19 protein-coding genes are annotated in these 21,059 nt (G+C 72.2%); 9 read left to right on the top strand and 10 right to left on the bottom strand.

Features of this window, described 5'->3' with window-relative positions:
- The first annotated feature begins 25 nt into the window (after positions 1–25).
- Positions 26–619, top strand: a complete 594-nt coding sequence (locus ACZ7JA_RS04850; RefSeq protein ID WP_351665272.1) for an isochorismatase family protein — start codon at positions 26–28, stop codon at positions 617–619.
- 33 nt (positions 620–652) lie between these two features.
- Here the strand turns inward: ACZ7JA_RS04850 and ACZ7JA_RS04845 are convergent, their stop codons facing one another.
- Positions 653–991 (bottom strand): hypothetical protein, encoded by a 339-nt coding sequence (locus tag ACZ7JA_RS04845; protein WP_351665273.1) that lies wholly within the window; start codon positions 989–991, stop codon positions 653–655.
- Positions 992–1,112: 121 nt separating this feature from the next.
- Positions 1,113–3,467, bottom strand: a complete 2,355-nt coding sequence (locus ACZ7JA_RS04840; protein WP_470807216.1) for an immune inhibitor A domain-containing protein — start codon at positions 3,465–3,467, stop codon at positions 1,113–1,115.
- A gap of 368 nt (positions 3,468–3,835) precedes the next feature.
- On the opposite strand from ACZ7JA_RS04840, the gene ACZ7JA_RS04835 reads away from it, so the two are divergent.
- A complete protein-coding gene (locus ACZ7JA_RS04835; protein ID WP_351665275.1) occupies positions 3,836–4,072 on the top strand; it encodes a hypothetical protein in 237 nt (78 codons plus the stop codon).
- 72 nt (positions 4,073–4,144) lie between these two features.
- On the opposite strand, the gene ACZ7JA_RS04830 is transcribed toward ACZ7JA_RS04835, so the two are convergent.
- Together ACZ7JA_RS04830 and ACZ7JA_RS04825 are read right to left on the bottom strand one after the other, a co-directional pair.
- Positions 4,145–4,918, bottom strand: a complete 774-nt coding sequence (locus ACZ7JA_RS04830; protein WP_351665276.1) for an RDD family protein — start codon at positions 4,916–4,918, stop codon at positions 4,145–4,147.
- Between the two features lie 126 nt (positions 4,919–5,044).
- Positions 5,045–6,556: an RDD family protein gene (locus ACZ7JA_RS04825; RefSeq protein WP_470807214.1), complete on the bottom strand. Its 1,512-nt coding sequence runs from the start codon at positions 6,554–6,556 to the stop codon at positions 5,045–5,047.
- A 231-nt stretch (positions 6,557–6,787) separates the two neighbouring features.
- On the opposite strand from ACZ7JA_RS04825, the gene ACZ7JA_RS04820 reads away from it, so the two are divergent.
- Positions 6,788–7,201, top strand: coding sequence for an SsgA family sporulation/cell division regulator (locus ACZ7JA_RS04820; RefSeq protein ID WP_351665278.1), 414 nt, complete (start codon positions 6,788–6,790; stop codon positions 7,199–7,201).
- 14 nt (positions 7,202–7,215) lie between these two features.
- On the opposite strand, the gene ACZ7JA_RS04815 is transcribed toward ACZ7JA_RS04820, so the two are convergent.
- Positions 7,216–8,622: an FAD-binding oxidoreductase gene (locus ACZ7JA_RS04815; RefSeq protein ID WP_470807212.1), complete on the bottom strand. Its 1,407-nt coding sequence runs from the start codon at positions 8,620–8,622 to the stop codon at positions 7,216–7,218.
- Between the two features lie 93 nt (positions 8,623–8,715).
- Here ACZ7JA_RS04815 and ACZ7JA_RS04810 point away from each other — a divergent pair, with 93 nt between their 5' ends.
- Entirely contained in the window at positions 8,716–10,209 is a 1,494-nt protein-coding gene (locus tag ACZ7JA_RS04810) for a tetratricopeptide repeat protein (protein WP_470807209.1), read from the top strand.
- A gap of 9 nt (positions 10,210–10,218) precedes the next feature.
- Here ACZ7JA_RS04810 and hppD read toward each other — a convergent pair whose 3' ends face one another.
- Positions 10,219–11,364 carry a 4-hydroxyphenylpyruvate dioxygenase gene (hppD, locus tag ACZ7JA_RS04805; protein ID WP_351665281.1) on the bottom strand — a complete coding sequence of 382 codons (1,146 nt, stop codon included), beginning with the start codon at positions 11,362–11,364 and terminating at the stop codon, positions 10,219–10,221.
- A 123-nt stretch (positions 11,365–11,487) separates the two neighbouring features.
- Here hppD and ACZ7JA_RS04800 point away from each other — a divergent pair, with 123 nt between their 5' ends.
- The 5 genes from ACZ7JA_RS04800 to ACZ7JA_RS04780 all read left to right on the top strand — a co-directional run bounded on the left by ACZ7JA_RS04800 (position 11,488) and on the right by ACZ7JA_RS04780 (position 15,698).
- Positions 11,488–11,958 (top strand): Lrp/AsnC family transcriptional regulator, encoded by a 471-nt coding sequence (locus tag ACZ7JA_RS04800; RefSeq protein WP_199210734.1) that lies wholly within the window; start codon positions 11,488–11,490, stop codon positions 11,956–11,958.
- 63 nt (positions 11,959–12,021) lie between these two features.
- Positions 12,022–12,669 (top strand): ABC transporter permease, encoded by a 648-nt coding sequence (locus ACZ7JA_RS04795; protein ID WP_351665284.1) that lies wholly within the window; start codon positions 12,022–12,024, stop codon positions 12,667–12,669.
- The gene (locus ACZ7JA_RS04790; RefSeq protein ID WP_351665286.1) at positions 12,662–13,903 is read left to right on the top strand and encodes a betaine/proline/choline family ABC transporter ATP-binding protein; all 1,242 of its coding nucleotides are present in this window, start codon (positions 12,662–12,664) and stop codon (positions 13,901–13,903) included. The genes ACZ7JA_RS04795 and ACZ7JA_RS04790 overlap by 8 nt, the downstream gene beginning before the upstream one ends.
- Positions 13,900–14,742 (top strand): ABC transporter permease, encoded by an 843-nt coding sequence (locus ACZ7JA_RS04785; protein WP_389453611.1) that lies wholly within the window; start codon positions 13,900–13,902, stop codon positions 14,740–14,742. The genes ACZ7JA_RS04790 and ACZ7JA_RS04785 overlap by 4 nt, the downstream gene beginning before the upstream one ends.
- On the top strand, positions 14,739–15,698 hold the full coding sequence (locus ACZ7JA_RS04780; protein WP_389306292.1) for a glycine betaine ABC transporter substrate-binding protein: 960 nt from the start codon (positions 14,739–14,741) through the stop codon (positions 15,696–15,698). The genes ACZ7JA_RS04785 and ACZ7JA_RS04780 overlap by 4 nt, the downstream gene beginning before the upstream one ends.
- Before the next feature lie 34 nt (positions 15,699–15,732).
- Here the strand turns inward: ACZ7JA_RS04780 and ACZ7JA_RS04775 are convergent, their stop codons facing one another.
- From ACZ7JA_RS04775 to ACZ7JA_RS04760, 4 genes are all read right to left on the bottom strand, one after another.
- Positions 15,733–16,524, bottom strand: coding sequence for a S16 family serine protease (locus tag ACZ7JA_RS04775; protein ID WP_389453614.1), 792 nt, complete (start codon positions 16,522–16,524; stop codon positions 15,733–15,735).
- A 42-nt stretch (positions 16,525–16,566) separates the two neighbouring features.
- Positions 16,567–17,208 (bottom strand): IclR family transcriptional regulator, encoded by a 642-nt coding sequence (locus tag ACZ7JA_RS04770; RefSeq protein ID WP_351665291.1) that lies wholly within the window; start codon positions 17,206–17,208, stop codon positions 16,567–16,569.
- Between the two features lie 308 nt (positions 17,209–17,516).
- A complete protein-coding gene (locus ACZ7JA_RS04765; protein ID WP_351665292.1) occupies positions 17,517–19,307 on the bottom strand; it encodes a DEAD/DEAH box helicase in 1,791 nt (596 codons plus the stop codon).
- Between the two features lie 269 nt (positions 19,308–19,576).
- Entirely contained in the window at positions 19,577–21,016 is a 1,440-nt protein-coding gene (locus ACZ7JA_RS04760) for an MFS transporter (RefSeq protein WP_351665293.1), read from the bottom strand.
- Between the last annotated feature and the right edge of the window lie 43 nt (positions 21,017–21,059).

The raw sequence follows: 21,059 nt of genomic DNA, 5'->3' as shown, positions 1-21,059 counted from the left end.
CCCGGACAGTCGAAGGACACCCATCATGCGCCGCGCCTTGATCGTCGTAGACGTGCAGAACGACTTCTGCGAGGGAGGCAGCCTGGCGGTGGCCGGCGGCGCCGACGTGGCCGCCGCCGTCACCGAGCTGATCGGCCAGGCGGGGGGCACCGGGTACCGCCATGTGGTGGCCACCCGCGACCACCACATCGCGCCCGGCGGCCACTTCGCCGACGACCCCGACTTCGTCCGCTCCTGGCCCGCGCACTGCGTCGCGGGGACCGAGGGGGTGGGCTTCCACCCGAACTTCGCGCCGGCCGTCGCCTCGGGGGCGGTGGACGCGGTGTTCGACAAGGGCGCGTACTCGGCGGCCTACAGCGGTTTCGAGGGCGCCGACGAGAACGGCGTCCCGCTGGCCGAGTGGCTGCGCGACCGGCACATCGACGAGGTGGACGTGGTCGGCATAGCCACCGACCACTGCGTACGGGCCACCGCGCTGGACGCGGTCCGCGAGGGCTTCCGCACGCAGATCCTCCTGGACCTGACCGCGGGCGTCGCCCCGGAGACGACGGAGCGGGCCCTGGAGGAGCTGCGCGGGGCCGGGGTGGAGCTCACCGGCAAGCCGGTGGTCGGCGGCTAGGCGGCCGCGCCCGTCCGCCGCCCGGCCGGGGGCTCAGCCGTGCTGGGCCACGGCCGGCGCGCGCAGCAGCGCGCGGATCGGGTGCCACAGCTCGGTGACCGGGACACCGGCGTCCGGCGCCGTGCGCCATATCAGGCCGTCCGGGTGGTGCAGCACCGCCGTGATCTCGTCCGGGGTCGGCGGTGCGGCGTTGCCCCGCAGGTATATCGCCCGCAGGCCGAGGTTGCGGAGCCTGGTCAGGGCCCGGGCGCGGTTCTGGGCGTGCACCAGGACGCGTACCCCGGCGGAGCCGCCGGCCGGGCCGGGGCTGGGCAGGTTGAGTGCCACCACCACGGTGCCGTTCGGCAGTTTGCTGAAGCCTCCTGCGGCCATGCGGTCACATCCCCGTTCCGGTCGGTGTCAATAAGCGAGCCACAGGACGCACCTAAACACGATCGGCGGCGACCCGCCAGGGGGTCACCGCCGATACGCTTTTGACCTGCGGATATATCCGCTACTTCACCGCCGGGCCGACCTCGAGGTCGATCGTCGTGCCGCCGTGGCTCTGCTTGACGATCTTGATCTTGGTGTTGGTGTCAGTGATCTTGACACCGCCGGTCGGGTTGGACGGGTCGTAGTAGGTGCTGGTGTGGTCGTTGAAGACCCGCACGCCCTTCTGCGACTTGATCTTGAGCGCCTTGTCGGCCTTGTGCAGCGTGATGCCGTCCGTGGCGTCCAGGCCGAACGGCGAGTCGTAGGCCTGGATCCGGTTGCGCAGCAGCGTGCCGTCGGACCACTTGAGCGCCTTGTAGTGGGCGTCCACGGGCAGGATCAGACCGGTGCCCGGGTGGCCGTTGACGTTGGTGTTGTTGTCCGCCTGGGAGGTGTCCCACTTCCAGATCAGCAGGCCGTTCTGGTAGGGGTAGTGCTCGACCCAGTCCGGGCGCGACGAGAAGCCGAAGTTGTACGGGCCGACCTGGAGGGTCTTGTCGTACGAGACGTACTGGCGGTTCTCGGCGATGTAGTACTGCTTGTAGTCCTTGGTGAAGGACGCGCCGACGCGGGAGAAGCCGTTGGCGGTCCAAGCGGCGTCCGCGGACTCGGCGTTGTCGGAGAAGACCGGCGCGCCGTCGGCCGTCACCGTGATCTCGTCGGCCGCGAAGCCCTTGAGGGCCACACCGCCGTCGGTCTGGTAGCGGAAGCGGAGCTGGATCTTCTGGCCGGCGTAGGCGTCCAGCGGGTACGACAGCTTCTTGTAGCCGTCGACCGTGCCGGTCAGCGCCGGCTTGTCGGACGCGTCGTGCGGGATGGCCTGGCCGTCCACCGTGCCGTCGATGGCGGTCCAGTTGGCGCCGCCGTCGGTCGACACCTCGGTGTAGAGGAAGTCGTACTCGGACTCGATGTCGTACCAGCCGTCGAGCGTGAGCGCGGCCGACTTCTTGCCCGTGAGGTCCACGGAGCGGGTCAGCGTGTTCTTGAGGTCGTCGCCGCTGCCGCTCCACCACTGGGTGGCGCCCTCGGCCGGGGTGACGATCTCGGTCTTCACGGCCTTGTTCGGCAGCGAGACGACCAGCGCCTGGCGGTACTTGGTGTTGTACTCGGCGACGCCCAGCTTGTGCCAGGACTTGACGCCCGCCTTGGCGGTGTCGTAGTTCAGCCAGCCCAGCTGCAGCTTGTCCCAGGCGTTCATGTCGCCCGGCATGTCGCCGATGGACTCCTTGCCGGTGCCCAGCCAGGAGCCGGAGGACATCAGCGTCCAGAAGCCGGTGGAGTTGTCGCCGCCGGCGGTGTCGTACTCGTCCGGCAGACCGAGGTCGTGGCCGTACTCGTGGGCGAAGACACCGAGGCCGCCGTTCTCCGGCTGGATGGTGTAGTCGCCGACCCAGACACCGGTGTCGCCGACCTGCGTGCCGCCGAGCTTGTTGTCGCTGGGGCCGGTGGCGCCGGCGTCGGTGCCGAAGGCGTACCAGCGGTGCGCCCAGATGGCGTCCGTGCCCTGGGCGCCGCCGCCCGCGGACTCGTCCTCACCGGCGTGCACGAGCTGGAAGTGGTCGACGTAGCCGTCGGGCTCGTTGAAGTTGCCGTCGCCGTCGTAGTCGTAGCGGTCCCACTGGTCGTACTTGGCCAGGTCCGCCTTAATGTCGGCGTCGGACTTGCCCGCCTTCTTCTGGTCGGCGACCCAGGCGTTGAGGCCGTCGCGGACGACGTTCCACACGCTGGAGCAGGTCGTCTGGCCACAGGCGTTGTTGCCGTAACGGGCCTCGTTGTACGGGACCTTGACCCAGTCCGAGACCTCGCCGTCGACCGAGTAGCGGCCCGAGGACTGCTTCTCGTAGTACTTCTTCAGCGACTCCGTCTTCGAGCCGGTGCCGAAGTAGAGGTTCTGGAAGTGCTTCTGGTTGTAGTCCTGCTGCCAGGCCGTCGAGTTGTCCTTCTTGCGGTCCGGCTTGGCGATCGTGTTGTGCATCGGACCGGCGGTGCCCCCGTACTTGGGGTCCGTCTGGTCGCCGAACTCCACCAGGATGGTGAAGATCTTGTCGGTCTTCTCGCGGCCGAGCTCGACGTACTTGCTGTCGCCCTTCTTGCTCTTGAGCTGGACGACCTTCGAGCCGTTGCGGTCCTTGGCCTTCGCCTTGCCCGCGATGATCTGGTTCAGGGCCTCCTGACGCTGGGCGCGCTGCGTCTTGCTCAGCGGGCCGTCCAGGTCGTGGGCCTTCTGCTTCACCGGGGCCGGGTCATGCCGGTTCACGGCTGCCGACGGGGCCTGGGTGCTCGCCTCGGCGACCGCGAAGGTCGCGTAGGTGGCGGAGGCCGTCGCGAGCGCCACGGCTATGGCGGCGGCTCTGAACGTCCAGGGTCTGCTGGTCACTTGAGTTCCTCCCCCGCGCCGCGCACACGGACAGGGGGTTCCCGGTTGATGGAGAGTTCCGTGCGCGCACGTTCAACGCGTGTATCAAGTGACGTCATTTGACTAGAGGTTTAGAAGAAAAAACAGACCTTGACTTGAGCAGGACAAGTGCACTATGCGGAGACGAGGTTCGCTTTACGAACGCCGCACGGTGCGGTCCGGCGGGCGCGCGGACCGTCCACTTCCCGGACCCCATGACTCCGTGCGCCCCCTGTGCACCGGTACCGTGGGTTAGGTCATGCTTACCGGGCGCGTCGCTCGGGCATGCACCGCGAAGAGAGTCGAACGGCACCCCGAATCCCCCGAGATGCTCCGAGGACACGATTGCCATGCCTCGTCCGACCGCCGCACAGCTCGCCTACGGTTCGTGCACCGTGATCCTGTCGACACTCGCCATGCTGCTGCTGTCGCAGGCGAGTTCGGGCCTCGCGATCGCCGTCATCGCCCTGGCAGCGCTCGCCCTCGGGCTGCTCGTCGCGATGACGGTGCCGCTGCCCGGGACGCGCACCGTCGCCACGTCCGCCGAGCCCGCGCGGGAGGCCGAGCGGGTCCCGACCAGGCTCTGAACGGCGCACACGAAAGCGGCGGGTCCGTGGCGACCACGGACCCGCCGCTCCCGTAGGGGGAACCCGCGCGCCTCAGCGGGTGTCGACCTCCACCGTCTTGGCGGCCTTGTCGTGCAGGCCCTGTTTGTACGGCTTGTCGAAGTAGCTCCAGCCGCCGCAGATCACCGTCCAGAAGCAGGCGCAGCAGAAGGCGAACGGCAGCCACAGCACCAGGGCGCGGATCAGCGAGGTCTGCGTGGAGGGCGTCGCGCCGTCGTTGAGGTTGGCCACCCGCATCTTGAGCCACTTCTTGCCGAGGGTCTGCCCCGACCTGGCGATCATGATCGTGTCGTACGCGACGTAGAGGACGGCGGCCACGAGGGACTGCCAGAGGGACCGGCCGACCTCCATCCGGTTGCCGTTCACGTCGTACTGCTGCACCCCGAGGGGCCAGGTCACCAGCCAGACGACGATGCCCACGAGGATCATGTCGATGATGCGGGCGATGGTGCGCCTGCCGTTCTCCGCGAGCGGAGGCATGCCGGCCAGCGGGTCGGCGGGGCCGCCGTACGGACCGCCGCCGTAGGGGCCGCCGGCACCGTAGGGACCGCCGCCCTGGGGCCCGCCGCCGTAGGGGCCGCCCCCGTACGGGCCGCCGGCACCGGGGGGTTCACCACCGCCGTGGGGAGGCGGCTGCTGGCCTCCTGGGGGCGGCGGGGGCTGCCCGCCCTCGCCGGGCGGCGGCTGCCGGTCGGCGTACGGGCTGTCGTACGGCGAGCCCGCCCCCGGTTCCGACGGGGGCCGCTTCCTGAACGGGTCGTCCTCGGGGGGCTCCGCTCCGGAGCCGGGGGGCGGTTCACTGCTCATGTGCCCGAGTGGACCGCGAACGCGCCGGCTCCGCATCCGGCGGGCGGCCGTACGGGTCACGGGGCCCCGGCGGCACGGCCGGCCGGCTCGTCCCCGTCGGACCGTGTTGGTGCGCGTGAGTGCGCGTCAGGCCGCGACGAAGGTGTGGGCCGCCTTGTCGTGCCAGCACTGGCGCCAGGGCCGGTCGAACAGGCACCACAGCACCCCGAGCAGGCCGATGCCGAGCAGGCCCGCAACGCTGTAGACCAGCCAGCGGCGCAGGGCCGCGCCGAACCCCGGCGGTTCGTGCCCCTCGATGTCGCGGACCTCGATCCCGCACAGCTTCTTGCCCAGCGTGCGGCCCCACTTGGCGGTGGGCAGCACCTCGTACAGCACGCCGAAGAGCAGCAGGACGCCGAGGACGATGCCGAGCGCGGTGCCGGTCGTCCCGTCGATCAGCCAGACGGTGACGGTGCGGCCGGACAGCCGCGCCTCGTCGATCTTGTCCTGGATGTGGCCGACCGCCTGGGTGCCGAGCGGGACGGCGGCGGCCGCGGTGACGGCGCCGATGACCAGGTTGTCGATCAGGCGGGCGGCGAACCGCTTGCCGAGGCCGGCCGGGCGGGCCGCGGCCTGCCGGCGGGCCACCGCCTGGAACGGGTCCTCGACCGGCGGCTTCCACGGTGTGACCGGCTGCTCGTCCGCTCCCCCGGCCAGCCGGTGCACCTGCTGCGCCCAGGACGCCTGGCCGCCGCCCGGCCCGGCGGTCAGCGGGGTGCCGGGACCACCGGTCTGCCGGGGCGCCGACTGCTGGGGCACGGCCTGCGCGGACGCGGCCGCCTGGGGCGCGGCCGGCCGGGGAGCGGCCTGCGGGGGCACGGACTGCTGGGGCGCGGCCTGTTGGGGGCCGGCCTGCGGGGGTACGGCGGAGGCCGCCGGAGCCTGCGGCGCCTGCGGGGTCTGGGCGCCCGCCGCGCGCGCTGCGGCGGCCTTCCCGGCGCCGAAGCCGGGGCCCTCGGCCGGGCCCTGGGCGGCGAAGCCCCCGGAAGCCCGGCCGCCGGACGCCGTGGCGGCCGGGCCGAACCCAGGGGTGCCGGAGGCGCCCGGCGTGCCGCCCGCTTCGGGGCCGGAGGCCGCGGGCGCGCCGGACGGCCGGCCCAGGGCCGGGTCCTGCCCCTGTCCCCCCTGGTCCCGGACCGGGCGGAACGTCATGGTGCCGGAGTCCTGGACGGCGGCGGGACCCGGGACCGGACGGCGGAAGAGGAAGGTGCCGCTCGGGTCGGGCTCGTCCTCGGCCGGCGGGATCGACGCCGTGCCGTCGGTCCGGGCGGCGTGCCCGGCCGGCTGGGACGGCCGGTCCGCGGGGACCCTCGGATCGGCTCCCCAGGCGGACGCCTGCCGCCGGCCCGGCTCGTCGGCGGTGGGCCCCGGCAGCGGGTCCTCGTCGAAGAAGTGCGGGCCCGTCTCCTCCACGGCCGGGACCGCCGCCTGGAACCCGGGCGGCGGGTTGAGCGGTTCGCCGTCCCGCGGCGCCGGCCGGCTGGTGCCCGGCACCCAGGAGGCGCCGTTCCAGTACCGGACGTAGCCGGGGATGGACGGGTCCGGGTAGTAGCCCTCGCGGGGCCTGTCGTCACCGGGGGCCGGGGTTGGGGCGCTCATGTCCGTCGTCCCGTATCTGCTCGGGGGTGGTAAGGGGCTCCACATCTATCAGACCGGGGCATGCCGTACCGCCAGTCCCGCCGTACCCACCCCTTTCCGGGCTACGCCGTCCACGGATCCCGCACCCGGCCGGAGAAACTTCCCCGGACCCGCGTAATGATCGTGCCCCTGCCCCCTCTCCCCCGGTGCGGGCCCGTGCCGAGTGGCCCCGGAAGAGAGGAAACACAGGTCATGCAGCAGACCGTGGTGGAACGGGAGCTGGAGATCCAGCTCGTCCTGTCGCCCGAGCGGAGCGTCCCGGTGCCGGCCCGGCTGGGCTACCGGTCCGACGACCCCTACGCCGTGCACCTCACCTTCCACACCACTTCCGAGCAACCCGTCGAGTGGACGTTCGCCCGGGAGCTTCTGGTGGACGGGGTGTTCCGGCCGTGCGGACACGGGGACGTCCGGGTGTGGCCGACGAAGGCCGAGGGCCGCGGCGTCGTCCTGATCGCGCTGAGCTCACCGGACGGCGACGCCCTGCTGGAGCTGCCGGCCACGCCGGTGTCCGCCTGGCTGGAGCGGACGCTGCGGGCGGTGCCGCCGGGAACCGAGGACGGGCGACTCGGCATCGACGACGCGCTCGACGAGCTGCTCGCCCGGTGAGGCCCGGCGGCGGCTCAGAAGAGCTTGCCCGGGTTGAGGATGCCGAGCGGGTCGAAGACGCCCTTCACCGCGCGCTGCATCTCCACGCCGACCGGCCCGATCTCCCGCGCCAGCCACTCCTTCTTGAGCACGCCCACGCCGTGCTCGCCGGTGATGGTGCCGCCGAGTTCCAGGCCGAGCGCCATGATCTCGTCGAAGGACTCGCGGGCCCGCCGGGACTCGTCGACGTCCTGCGCGTCGAAGCAGACGGTGGGGTGGGTGTTGCCGTCGCCGGCGTGCGCGCAGACGCCGATGGTGAGGTCGTACTTCGCGGCGATCCGCTCGACGCCCTCCAGCATCGCGCCCAGCTGCGAGCGGGGCACGCACACGTCGTCGATCATCGTCGTGCCCTTGACCGCCTCCAGCGCGGTCAGCGAGAGCCGCCGGGCCTGGAGCAGGAGTTCGGACTCGGCGGCGTCGCCGGCGGGGACCACCTGGGTGGCGCCGGCCGCCTCGCACAGCGCGCCGAGGGCGGCGAGGTCGGCGGCGGGGTCCGGGGTGTCGAAGGCGGCCAGCAGCAGCGCCTCGGTGGTCTCCGGCAGACCCATGTGGGCGAGGTCGTTGACCGCCTTGACGGTCGTACGGTCCATCAGTTCGAGGAGGGACGGCACGTGGCCGCCCTCCATGATCCGGCAGACGGCGTCGCAGGCGGCGGCCGACGAGGCGAACTCGGCGGCCAGCACGAGCTGCTGGGGCGGCTTCGGCTTCAGTGCCAGCACGGCCCGTACGACGATGCCGAGGGACCCCTCGGAGCCGACGAAGAGGCGGGTCAGGTCGTAGCCCGCCACGCCCTTGGCGGTGCGCCGGCCGGTGGACATCAGCCGGCCGTCGGCGAGGACGACGTCCAGGCCGAGCACGTACTCGGCCGTCACCCCGTACTTCACGCAGCACAGGCCGCCGGACGCCGTGCCGATGTTGCCCCCGATGGTGCACGTCTCCCAGCTCGAGGGATCGGGCGGGTAGTACAGGCCGTGCTTCTCCACCTCGCGGGAGAGCGCCGCGTTGACGACGCCCGGTTCGACGACGGCGATCCGGTCGACCGGGCTGACCTCCAGGATGCGGTCCATCCGGGTCAGCGACAGCACGATGGAGCCGTCGACGGCGTTGGCCCCGCCGGACAGGCCCGTGCGGGCGCCCTGCGGGACCACGGGGACGCGCAGTTCGGTCGCGGTGCGCATGACGTGCTGCACCTCTTCGACGGTGCGCGGCAGCACGACCGCGGCCGGGGCGCCGGAGGGGCAGAAGCTCGCCATGTCGTTGGCGTAGGAGACCGTGACGTCGGGATCGGTCAGCACGGCCTCGGGCGGCAGGCCGGCCAGCAGCCGGTCGGTGAGGTTGCTCGTCACTTCGTCGCGGGGCGCTTCGATACGGCTCACGATCACAGCGTGACACTCGGGGGCCATCGGTGTGAACCCCGTCCGTGCCGTCCTTGGGCCACCCGGATGTGCCCGGTGCGCTGCCGCACAGTGAGCGGTATGGAGATCCGACCGTACGGCAGCTCCGCCCCCGGAACGTCCCTGGTGGCCGAGCCGCCCCCGCCGCGCCGCACCCGGCGTCTGCTGCGGCGCCTGTTGGTCACCGTGCTGGCGGGCTCGGCCGCCGCGGGCGCGGCGCTGATGCTGCTGCCGCCGGAGCCGGCCCGGCACCGGGCGGCAGCGCCCGCCCCGGGCCCGCGGGCCCAGTCGCCGGCGCTGACGGCCGCCGCGGTCACCTCCGGGGTCCCGGCCGCGCTGCCGGACCTGTCGGCCCTCATCGGGGTGCAGGAGGGCGCGGTGCGGGCCCGGCCCCAGGACGCGCGGGCCTGGGCGGTGCTGGGGGCCGCGTATGTGCAGCGGGGGCGGAGCGCGGCCGACGCGGCGGACTTCCCGAAGGCCGAGCGGGCGCTGCGGACCTCGCTGGAGCTGGCCGGCACTGGCCCGGCCCGGCGGGCGGAGGCGCTGGGCGGCCTGGCCGCGCTGGCGAACGCGCGACGGGACTTCCCGGCGGCGAAGCGGTACGGCGAGCAGGCGCTGAAGCTGACCCCGAAGCGCTGGTCGGCGTATCCGCCGCTGATCGACGCCTACACCGGGCTCGGCGACTACAAGGCGGCCCGGGGTGCGCTGGACAAGCTGCTGGGGCTGCGCACCGGGGCGTCCGACCGGCCGGCGGTGATGGCGCGGGCCTCGGCCGTGTACCGGGACCGGGGCTGGCGCGAGGACTCCGTGGCCCAGCTCACCGACGCGGCGGCGGCCGCCCGCACCCCCGCGGAGCAGGCCGCGTATCTGACCGGGGTGGGGCAGCTCGCCTGGGAGCGGGGCGACCGGGAGGACGCGCTGCGGCATTTCGAGGCGGCCGTACGGCTGGACCCCGGCCGGCGGGCGGCGCTGGCCGGGAAGGGCCGGGCGCTGGCCGCGCTGGGCCGGACCGACGAGGCGGTGGCCGCCTACCGGGCGGCCCTGGACCGGCAGCCGGACGCGGCGGACGCGCTGGAACTGGGCGAGCTGTACGAGTCGCTGGGCCGGTACGAGGACGCCGAGGGGAGTTACGCCCTGCTGCGCCGGCGGGTCGAGCGGTCGGTGGCGGGCGGGGTCGACGAGGAGCTGCTGATCGGGCGGTTCGAGGCGGACCACGGCGACGCCGAGGACGCGGTGGAGCGGCTACGGGAGGAGTGGCGGCGCCAGCCCGGGATCGAGGTGGCCGACGCCCTCGGCTGGGCGCTGCACCGGGCGGGTGAGGACACCGAGGCGCTGACCTACGCCACGGTCGCGACGGACAAGGCGAAGGGCGGCGGGGTGATCAGTGCCCCGTACGCGTACCACCGGGGCGTGATCGAGCGCGAGCTGCAGCTCGACGGGCCGGCCCGGCGGCACCTGGAGGAGGCGCTGCGGATCAACCCGTACTTCTCGCCGCTCGGGGCCGCGGCGGCGCGGGATGCCCTGCGGGGGCTCGGGGAGGTTCCCGACGAGCCCCCGCCGGACGACATGTCCTGAGCGGCGCCGCTACAGGTTGCCCCGCTTCTCCTGCTCGCGCTCGATGGCCTCGAACAGGGCCTTGAAGTTGCCCTTGCCGAAGCCCATCGAGCCGTGCCGCTCGATCAGCTCGAAGAACACGGTCGGCTTGTCCTGGACCGGCTTGGTGAAGATCTGCAGCAGGTAGCCGTCCTCGTCGCGGTCGGCGAGGATCTTCAGCTCGCGCAGGGTGTCCACGGGCACGCGGGTGTCGCCGACCCACTCGCCGAGCGTGTCGTAGTAGGAGTCCGGGGTGTCGAGGAACTGGACGCCGGCCGCGCGCATGGTCCGCACGGTCTGGACGATGTCGTTGGTGTTCAGCGCGATGTGCTGGACACCGGCGCCGCCGTAGAACTCCAGGTACTCGTCGATCTGGGACTTCTTCTTGGCGACCGCGGGCTCGTTGATCGGGAACTTCACCTTGAGGGTGCCGTCCGCGACGACCTTCGACATCAGCGCGCTGTACTCGGTGGCGATGTCGTCGCCCACGAACTCCTTCATGTTCGTGAAGCCCATGACCTTGTTGTAGAACTCGACCCACTCGTTCATCCGGCCGAGTTCGACGTTGCCGACGCAGTGGTCGACGGCCTGGAAGGTGCGCTGGGCGGGCTGCTGGACGATCGGCTCGGCCGCCACGTAACCGGGCAGGTACGGGCCGTCGTAGCCGGTGCGCTCGACCAGCGTGTGGCGGGTCTCGCCGTAGGTGGCGATGGCGGCGAGGACGACGGTGCCGTGCTCGTCCTTCACCTCGTACGGCTCGGTGACCGAGCGGGCGCCGTGCTCGACGGCGTAGGCGTGGGCGGCGCGCGCGTCCGGGACCTCGATGGCCAGGTCGACGACGCCGTCGCCGTGGTCGGCCACGTGCTGGGCGAGGAAGCGGCCCCAGTCGCTGCTCGGCTTGATCACCGAGGTGAGGACGAACCGTGCCGAGCCGTTCTCCAGCACGTAGCTCGCGGTCTCGCGGCTGCCGTTCTCCGGTCCGGAGTAGGCGACCAGCTTCATGCCGAAGGCGCTGGAGTAGTAGTGCGCGGCCTGCTTGGCGTTGCCCACGGCGAAGACGACCGCGTCCATTCCCTTGACCGGGAAGGGGTCGGCCTGCCGTGCGGTGTCGGGAGTGAGGTCTGTGGTCTGCGTCATAGCGGAAGGGTGGACCGGGTCTGCAAGGTGCGCAATAGTTCGCGTATTCACTGGGCATTGTGTTCAGCGCAATGGCCGCGCAGGCGGGCTTTCTGTACAGGATGACCATCCCCGGGAGGTGCTGTGGCTATCGATCGCCTGGACGGGCGGATCATCGTGCTGCTGGCGCGGGAGCCGCGGATCGGCGTGCTGGAGATGTCCCGCCGGCTCGGGGTCGCCCGGGGGACGGTGCAGGCGCGTCTGGACCGTCTTCAGTCGAACGGAGTCATCCGCGGCTTCGGGCCCCAGGTGGATCCGGCGGCCCTCGGCTACCCGGTCACCGCGTTCGCCACGCTGCAGATCCGGCAGGGCCAAGGGGCCGACGTCCGGGCGCACTTGGCGACCGTACCGGAGGTGCTGGAGCTGCTGACCACCACCGGCAGCGGGGACATGCTGTGCCGGCTGGTGGCCCGGTCCAACGCCGATCTCCAGCGGGTGATCGACCGGGTCGTCGGTTTTGATGGCATCGTCCGGGCCTCCACGGCGATCGTCATGGAGAACCCCGTTCCGCTGCGGATCATCCCGCTGGTGGAGCAGGCCGCCGACGGCGAGTGAGCCGGGGGCGGGCGAGCGCGGCTCGGACGGCCGGGAAGGGTCCGACGAACCGGGGTGAGGCGCGTGAGCTTCTGGGAGTACCTGGGCAGCCGGCACCAGCAACTGCTCGCGGACGGCTACCAGCACGCCAGCGCGGTCTTCCAGTGCATGGTCGTGGCGACCGTCCTGGGCGTGCTGATCGGGGTCGCCACCTACCACTCCGAGTGGGCGGGCAACCTGGCGACCACCACCACGGCGACCTTCCTGACCATCCCCTCGCTCGCGATGATCGGCCTGCTCATCCCGATCGTGGGCCTCGGGGTGGCGCCCACCGTGATCGCGCTGACCCTGTACGGGCTGCTGCCGATCGTGCGGAACTGCATCGTGGGCCTGCGCGGGGTCGATCCGGCGCTGGTCGACGCGGCCCGCGGGATCGGCATGTCGCGGGCGGCGCGCCTGCTGCGCGTCGAGCTGCCGCTGGCCTGGCCGCCCATCCTGACCGGCATCCGGGTCGCCACCCAGATGCTGATGGGCATCGCGGCCATCGCCGCCTACGCCTCCGGCCCCGGCCTGGGAAACGAGATCTTCCGCGGGCTGGCCTCGCTGGGCAGCAAGAACGCCCTGAACCAGGTGCTCGCCGGCACGATCGGCATCGTCATCCTCGCCCTGCTGTTCGACGCCGCGTACGTGCTGCTCGGCCGGCTGACCATCCCCAGGGGGATCCGTGGCTGAGACGGCCTCCACACACGGCGCCACGATCGAGCTGGAGAACCTGACCAAGCTCTATCCGGGCAGTCCGCAGCCGGCCGTGGACAACGTCACCATGGAGATCAGGGCCGGCGAGACGGTGATCTTCGTCGGGCCGTCGGGCTGCGGCAAGTCCACGACGCTGAAGATGATCAACCGGCTGATCGAGCCGACCGGCGGGCGCATCCGCATCGACGGCGAGGACGTCACCCGCATCGACCCGGTGCGGCTGCGCCGCAAGGTCGGCTACGCCATCCAGTCCTCGGGCCTGTTCCCGCACATGACGGTCGCGCAGAACATCGCCCTGGTGCCGAAGATGGCCGGCTGGCCGAAGGGGCGCGTGCGCGAGCGGGTCGAGGAGATGCTGGACCTCGTCGGGCTGGACCCGGGCGAGTTCCGCGACCGCTATCCGCGCCAGCTCTCCGGCGGCCAGCAGCAGCGCGTCGGCGTGGCCCGGGCCCTGGCCGCCGATCCCCCGGTGCTGCTGATGGACGAGCCGTTCGGCGCGGTCGACCCGATCACCCGCGACCACCTCCAGGACGAGCTGATCCGGCTCCAGCGCGAGCTGCACAAGACGATCGTCTTCGTCACCCACGACTTCGACGAGGCGATCAAGCTGGGCGACCGGATCGCCGTCCTGCGCGAGCACTCGCACATCGCCCAGTTCGACACCCCGGAGGCCATCCTGACCAACCCGGCCGACGACTTCGTCTCCGGTTTCGTCGGCGCGGGCGCGGCCCTGAAGCGGCTCAACCTGACCCGGGTCCGGGACGTGGAGATGCGGGACTACCCGACGGTGACCGTGGACACCCCGCTGCAGCAGATCTTCGGGCTGCTGCGCGGCAGCGGCACCAACGAGATCCTCCTGCTCGACAAGCGGCGCCGCCCCTACAAGTGGCTGCGGCGCGGCGACCTGATGCGGGCCCGCGGCTCGCTGGCCCGCGCGGGCACGCTGGTGCACGACACGGTGACCCGGGACGCGACCCTGCGGGACGCGCTGGAGGCGGTGCTCACGGACAACGCCGGACGGGTGGCCGTGACCGGGCGGCGCGGGGCGTACATCGGCGTGGTGGACATGGAGACGCTGATGAACTCCGTGCACGAACTGCTGGAGGCCGACCGGCTTGAGGCCATGGCGGCGCAGGCGGACCTGGAGGAGGCCCGCAGCCAGCAGACCCATCTGGAGCAGGAGGGACACGGAGGGGAGCCGAAGGCGTGAGCACCGAGCAGCGGCCCGGGGGCGGGCACGAGGCCGAGGAGCCGCCTTTCCCCGAGGTGGCGGAGCAGGAGGCCCCGCCGCCCCGGCGGCGGCCGCCCGCGCGCCGGCTGACCTGGCAGCGGCTGACCGTCCTGCCCTCGTTCCTGGTCCTGCTGCTGCTGGCGACCTGGCTGTGGTTCCAGCAGGCGGACCTGGACACGATCTCGCGCAACGCCCTCTCGGGCGGCCAGGTCTCCAAGGCGCTGTGGCAGCACGTGCAGCTGACGGTGATCTCGACGTTCTTCGTCCTGATCATCGCGATTCCGCTGGGCATCCTGCTCACCCGCGGGGCGATGCGGAAGGCGACCCCGCTGGCGATGACGATCGCCAACATGGGGCAGGCGACCCCGGCGATCGGCCTGCTCGCGCTGCTGGTGATCGTGCTGGGGACGGGCACGAAGGCGGCTCTGATCGGCATCATCGTCTACGCCGTGCTGCCCGTGCTGGCCAACACCATCGCCGGTCTGAAGGCCAACGATCCGACCCTGCTGGAGGCCGCCCGCGGCATCGGGATGTCGCCGCTCGGCGTCCTCACCCGGGTCGAACTGCCCCTCGCCGTCCCGCTGATCCTCGCCGGTGTCCGCACGGCGCTGGTCCTCAACGTCGGCACGGCGACCCTGGCGACCTTCGGCGGGGGCGGCGGCCTCGGGGTGCTGATCACCACCGGCATCACCACCCAGCGCATGCCGGTGCTGGTGCTCGGCGCCCTCCTCACCATCGCCCTCGCGCTGCTGGTCGACTGGCTGGCGCTGCTGGCGGAGGTCATGCTCCGGCCGCGCGGTCTGGAGGCGGGGACATGAGGCGCCGGGCGCCGCTGCTGCTGGCCGCGCTGCTCGTCGTGCCGTCGGGCTGCGGTCTGACCAGCGGCTCCCCGATGGTCGACGACGTCCGGCCGGGTTCCATCGGGGCCGGCGAGCCGCTGAAGGGCGCCCATCTCACCGTCACCAGCAAGGAGTTCACCGAGCAGCTCATCCTCGGCGCGATCATGGGGATCGCCTTCCAGGCCGCCGGCGCGGACGTCCTGGACCGGACCGGCATCCAGGGCTCCATCGGGTCGCGGGAGGCGGTCAAGAACGGGGACGCGGACGCGCAGTACGAGTACACGGGCACCGGCTGGATCACCTACCTGGGCAACAGCAGGCCCATCCCGGACCCGCGCAAGCAGTGGCAGGCGGTGCGGGACGCGGACCTGAGGAACGGGCTGACCTGGCTGGAGCCGTCGAAGCTCGACAACACCTACGCGCTCGCCATGAACCAGGCCAATTTCAAGAAGTACGGCACGCGGACGCTGTCCGAGGTGGCCGCGCTGTCCGAGCGGGACCCGGGGGCCGTCACGCTGTGCGTGGAGTCGGAGTTCGCCAACCGGGCGGACGGGCTGCCCGGCATGGAGAAGGCGTACGGGATGAGCGTGCCGGCGAAGAACGTCACGCAGATGGACACCGGGATCATCTACACGCAGGTGGAGAAGGGTGCCTGCACCTACGGGGAGGTGTTCACCACCGACGGGCGCATCAAGTCGATGAACCTGGTGGTGATGGCGGACGACAAGAAGTTCTTCCCCAACTACAACGCGACGCCGGTGGTCAACAGCCGGGTGCTGAAGGAGTGGCCGGCCATCGCGAAGGTCATCGAACCGGTCAACGCCCGGCTGGACAACTCGGTGGCGCAGACCCTGAACGCCCGGGTCGACGTCGACGGGCAGGATCCGCACCAGGTGGCACTGGACTGGATGAAGGCGGAGGGCTTCGTGAAGTAGCCGCTCCCCCGGTCCGGCCGCCGCCGGACACGGCCTAGCAGCTCGGGACCTTCCCCTTGCCCTTCTCCAGCGCCACCAGGGAGTCCACCGCGCCCTGGAGCGTGGTCACCGGGACCAGCCGCAGGCCCTTCGGCAGTTCGGACTTCGCGTCGGCGCACTCCGCCTTCGGCACCAGGAAGACGGTGGCCCCGTCCCGCCGGGCGGCCTGGGTCTTCAGGGCCACCCCGCCCACCGCGCCGACCTTGCCGGACGCGTCGATCGTGCCGGTGCCGGCGACGGTGCGTCCGCCCGTGAGGTCACCGCCGCGGCCGTCGCCGTCCAGCGTGTCGATGATCCCGAGGGTGAACAGCAGCCCCGCGCTGGGCCCGCCCACGTCGGCGAGCTTCAGCCGCACCTTGACCTTGTCGGGGCTCAGCCCCAGGTACTTCAGCGCCGCCTGGGTCGCCGCGTCCTGGGACTGCCGCATCTGCTTGGCGTTGTACTTCTCGATCTCCTTGACGCTGTTCCCGCTCGGGTAGACCGCGTCCCGGGGCATCACCGCCCGGTCCGTGCGGAACCAGTTGCCGAGCACGTCCGCGAGCGACACCCGGGTGTCCGGGCCGGTCGCCTCGATGGTCGTCATCCGCAGCTGGCCGCTGGTGTCCCGGGCCGGCGCGCCCGAGACGGTGATCACCTGGGTGCTCCGGTTCTTGCCGAGCACGTCCGCCGTCATCCCGGGCTGCGCCACCGAGAACGGCAGCGGCGCGAACACCGCCGTGGCGAGCAGGGCCACGACGGGCAGGGCGCAGACGGCGACGGCCTGGGTACGCGTGAGACGTGAGAGCACGCAATCAATCTACGTGACCCCTCGGTGGCGGCCCACCACAGCTCAGCGCAGCGCCTCGGCGACCTCGCGGGCCGCGTCCATCACCCGCGGCCCGACCCGCTCCGGCACCGAGTCCGCCAGCATGACCACGCCCACACTGCCCTCGACCCCCGTCACTCCGACGAGGGGCGCCGCGGCCCCGCAGGCGCCGGCCTCCAGCTCGCCGTGGGTCAGGGTGTACCCGGGGTCGGCCGGCGGCGACTGCCGGGCGGAGAGGATGGCCCGGCCCGCGGCCCCCCGGTCCAGCGGATGACGGAAACCGGCCCGGTAGGCCACGTGGTAGTCCGTCCAGGTCGGCTCGACCACCGCGACGGCGAGCGCCTCGGTGCCGTCGACCAGGGTCAGATGCGCCGTCGCCCCGATGTCCTCGGCGAGCGACCGCAGCGCGGGCAGCGCCGCCTCCCGTACCAGCGGATGCACCTGCCGGCCGAGCCGCAGCACCCCGAGCCCGACCCTGGCGCGGCCGCCCAGATCACGCCGTACCAGCGCGTGCTGCTCCAGCGTGGCGAGCAACCGGTACACCACGGTCCGGTTGACGCCCAGTTTGTTGGAAAGCTCGGTGACGGTCAGCCCATGGTCGGTGTCGGCCAGCAGCTTGAGGACACGCAGTCCCCGGTCGAGCGTCTGGGAGGTCTCCGCGGTCACGACGCCCACTCCTTCGGCGGTGAGGTCGGCGGACCCCGGAGCGACGGATGCGACACCGAGTCCCGACGGCGACGCGCTTCAGAGGCCGCCGATCGGCAAGGCGCCCGGCGGCTCCGGGCCATGTCGCTTCACGGCTGCGCTCCGCGGCGGCGCTGCCACGGGGCGTGTGCGTAGCCGGACAGTAGCGAAGCCGGTTCGCTGAGCGGAAGCCTCCGTCCAGAATCCGGTCATGGCCGGATCCGGACTGCCTGCATTCGTCCCCATACGCCCATGCCCCAGGCTTTTACGGCACGCCCGTACCCCAGGTTTTACCGCATGCGCGTGGCCCATTCCTGCACCTTGGCGATCCGCTGGCGCAGCTGCCCCGCCGTCGCCTCGGCGCTGGCCGGCCCGCCGCAGACCCGGCGCAGCTCGGTGTGGATGACGCCGTGCGGCTTGCCGCTCTGGTGGACGTAGGCGCCGACCAGGGTGTTGAGCCGCTTGCGCAGCTCCATCATCTCCTTGTGGCTGACCACCGGCCGGCGCTCGGCGGGCAGTTCCAGCAGGTCGGCCTCGGTGTCCGGCTTCTTGCGGCTGTGCGCGATCTGCCGGGCCTGCCGCTTCTGCAACAGCATCTGCACCTGGTCGGGTTCGAGGAGGCCCGGAATGCCGAGGTAGTCCTGCTCCTCCTCGCTGCCCGGGTGGGCCTGCATGCCGAACTCGGCGCCGTCGTAGAGGACCCGGTCGAAGACGGCCTCGGACTCCAGCGCCTCGAAGGAGAACTGCTCCTGCTCGCCGGTGTCCTCGTCCTGCTCCTTGTTCGCCTCCTCCATCTCCTTCTCGGATTCGGCGTACGGGTCCTCCTCGCCCTCCTTCTTGGGCTTGTCGAGGGCGTGGTCGCGCTCCTTCTCCATCTCGTTGGCGAAGGTCAGCAGGTCCGGGACGGTCGGCAGGAACACGGACGCGGTCTCGCCGCGCCGCCGGGACCGCACGAAACGGCCGACGGCCTGCGCGAAGAACAGCGGGGTCGAGATGGTCGTCGCGTAGACCCCGACTGCGAGCCGGGGCACGTCGACGCCCTCGGACACCATGCGCACCGCGACCATCCAGCGGTCGTCGCTGCCGCTGAAGTCGTCGATCCGCTTCGAGGCGCCGGCGTCGTCGGACAGCACGAGGGTCGCCTTCGTGCCGGTGATCTCCCGGATGAGCTTGGCGTAGGCGCGGGCGGAGTCCTGGTCGGAGGCGATGACCAGGGCGCCGGCGTCCGGGATGCCCTTCCTGACCTCGGTCAGCCGCTGGTCGGCGGCGCGCAGCACGCTGGGCATCCACTCGCCGCGCGGATCGAGGGCGGTGCGCCAGGCCTGGCTGACCGCGTCCTTGGTCATCGGCTCGCCGAGACGGGCGGCGATCTCGTCGCCGGCCTTGGTGCGCCAGCGCATGTTGCCGCTGTAGGAGAGGAAGATGACGGGCCGGACGACGTGGTCGGCGAGGGCGTTGCCGTAGCCGTAGGTGTAGTCGGCGGCGGAGCGGCGGATCCCGTCCTGGCCCTCCTCGTACACGACAAAGGGGATCGGGTTGGTGTCCGAGCGGAACGGCGTACCGGTCAGCGCGAGCCGCCGGGTCGCGGGCTCGAAGGCCTCCAGGCACGCCTCACCCCAGGACTTGGAGTCGCCGGCGTGGTGGATCTCGTCGAGGATCACCAGGGTCTTGCGCTGCTCGACGCGGTTGCGGTGCAGCATGGGGCGGACGCCGACGCCCGCGTAGGTGACGGCGACGCCGTCGTAGTCCTTGCCGAGCGGGCCCGCGCTGTACTCGGGGTCGAGCTTGATCCCGATCCGGGCCGCGGCCTCCGCCCACTGCTTCTTCAGGTGCTCGGTCGGCGCGACCACGGTCACCTGCTGCACGACGTGGTGGTGCAGCAGCCAGGAGGCGAGGGTCAGCGCGAAGGTCGTCTTGCCGGCGCCGGGCGTGGCGACCGCGAGGAAGTCACGCGGCTGCTCCTGGATGTACTTCTCCATCGCCCCCTGCTGCCAGGCACGCAGCTTGCTGGCGGTGCCCCAGGGGGCCCGGCCGGGGAAGGCCGGTGAGAGGTGGTGGGAGGGTGCGGAGGAAGCAGTCATGGGTGCGGGCCCGGAGGGCCCTCCGTTGAGGGTGGCGGCGGGTGACGGGCGGGCGGTAGTCACGGTCTCCGTGGATCAGGGGGTAGGGCGGCTCGGCTACGTATGACAACCGGGCCACCCTACCGGCGCACCGGCGGCGCCGACGCGCCGACGGGGCCGGGCCGCCCCCGGGTGGGACTCACGTCACAGTCGGCGCGGACGGCCGTCCCTTCGTCGTGCCGGTACCGGCGATGCGGCGCGACGGTACCGGCGAGGCGGCACTCCCGGGTTCACGCCTCGTGGAGCCGCCGCGTCACCCACACCCCGGCCAGCGCGACCGCCGCCATCGGCAGGAAGACGGCGGCGAAGGCGGCGGGGTGGGAGCCGCCGGCCGCCGTGGCGGACGTGGCCGCCGCGCTGCCGCCGCCCAGGGCCGCGAAGGCCGCGCCGGCCGCCGCGAGGAGGACGACGTTGGACAGGGCGTCGGAGATCTGGAGCGCGGCGGAGTTGGCGCCGGCCTCCCTGGGCGCGGAGAGCTTGAGCAGCAGCACGCTGGTGGAGGAGACCACCAGCCCCATGCCGAAGCAGCCGAAGGCCCAGGCGACGGCGACGGTCCAGACGGGCACGGAGTGCAGCAGCACGCTCGGCGCGGCGACGATCGCGGCGGCGACCAGCACCATGCCCGCCGTCATCAGCCGCTCCCGGTGCGCCTCCATGCGCGGCCGTGACTGCACCCACGAGCCCAGCGCCCAGGTGAGACCGCCGGCCGCGAGCGAGAACCCGGCCAGCGTCGGTGACAGTCCCCGCTGGGTGACCAGCATCAGCGGGACGAAGGACTCGGCGGCGATGAAGGACCCGGCGGACACCCCGCGCAGCAGCACCACGGAGGGCAGACCGCGCGCGGCGCGGTAGGTGCCGCGCGGCAGCAGTCCGAGGACGGCGGGCAGGAGCAGGGCAGCGCCGGCGAGGCCGGGGACGAGCGAGAGCCAGCGCAGGTCCTGGGCGGCGTACTGCAGGAGGCCAGCGCCGAGGGAGATGGCCAGGGCCAGGCGGATGCGGCGGCGGTCGAAGGAGGCGGCGCCTTCGGCGTCGTCCACGGGGCCGGCCGCCCGGCGGCGTATCTGCGGCAGCGCGAGCGCGAGCGGGAAGACGACCAGGACGGGGATGCCGAGGAAGACCCAGCGCCAGCCGAGGTGCTCGGTCACGGCGCCGGAGGCGAGCGGGCCGACGATGGAGGGCACGACCCACCCGGCGGCGAAGGCCGCCATGATCGCGGGCCGCAGCCGCTCGGGGTAGGCGCGCCCGACGACGACGTACAGCGCCACGATGACCAGACCGCCGCCGAGGCCCTGCACGGCCCGGCCCAGGATGAAGACCCACATGGCCCCGGCGGTCCCGGCGACGACGAGCCCGGCGGCGAAGGCGGCGATCCCCGTGGTCAGCGCGCCGAGCGGACCGCGCCGATCGGACCACTGACCGGCGAACACCATCCCGAACAGGCTGGTCGTGAAGTACCCGGAGAACGCGAACGCGTACAGCGCCAGCCCGTCCAGCTCGCGCGCCGCCACGGGCATCGCGGTGCCGACGGCGGTCGCCTCGAAGGCGATCAGCAGCACGACGGAGACGATTCCGACGCTGAGCGCCCGGTGTTCCCGGCTCAGCACACCACCGCCGTCCTGGTCGACGGCATCACTCACCACAACGGTGTCACGGGACTCGAGGGCACTCATGGTCGACAGAGTAAGGTCCACAGACCGGTTTGACCCCTGTCGG

This window comes from Streptomyces sp. NPDC038135, from assembly GCF_055601245.1.
Note: the sequence above shows the minus strand (reverse complement) of the source record. Positions and strands in the feature narration are given on the sequence as shown.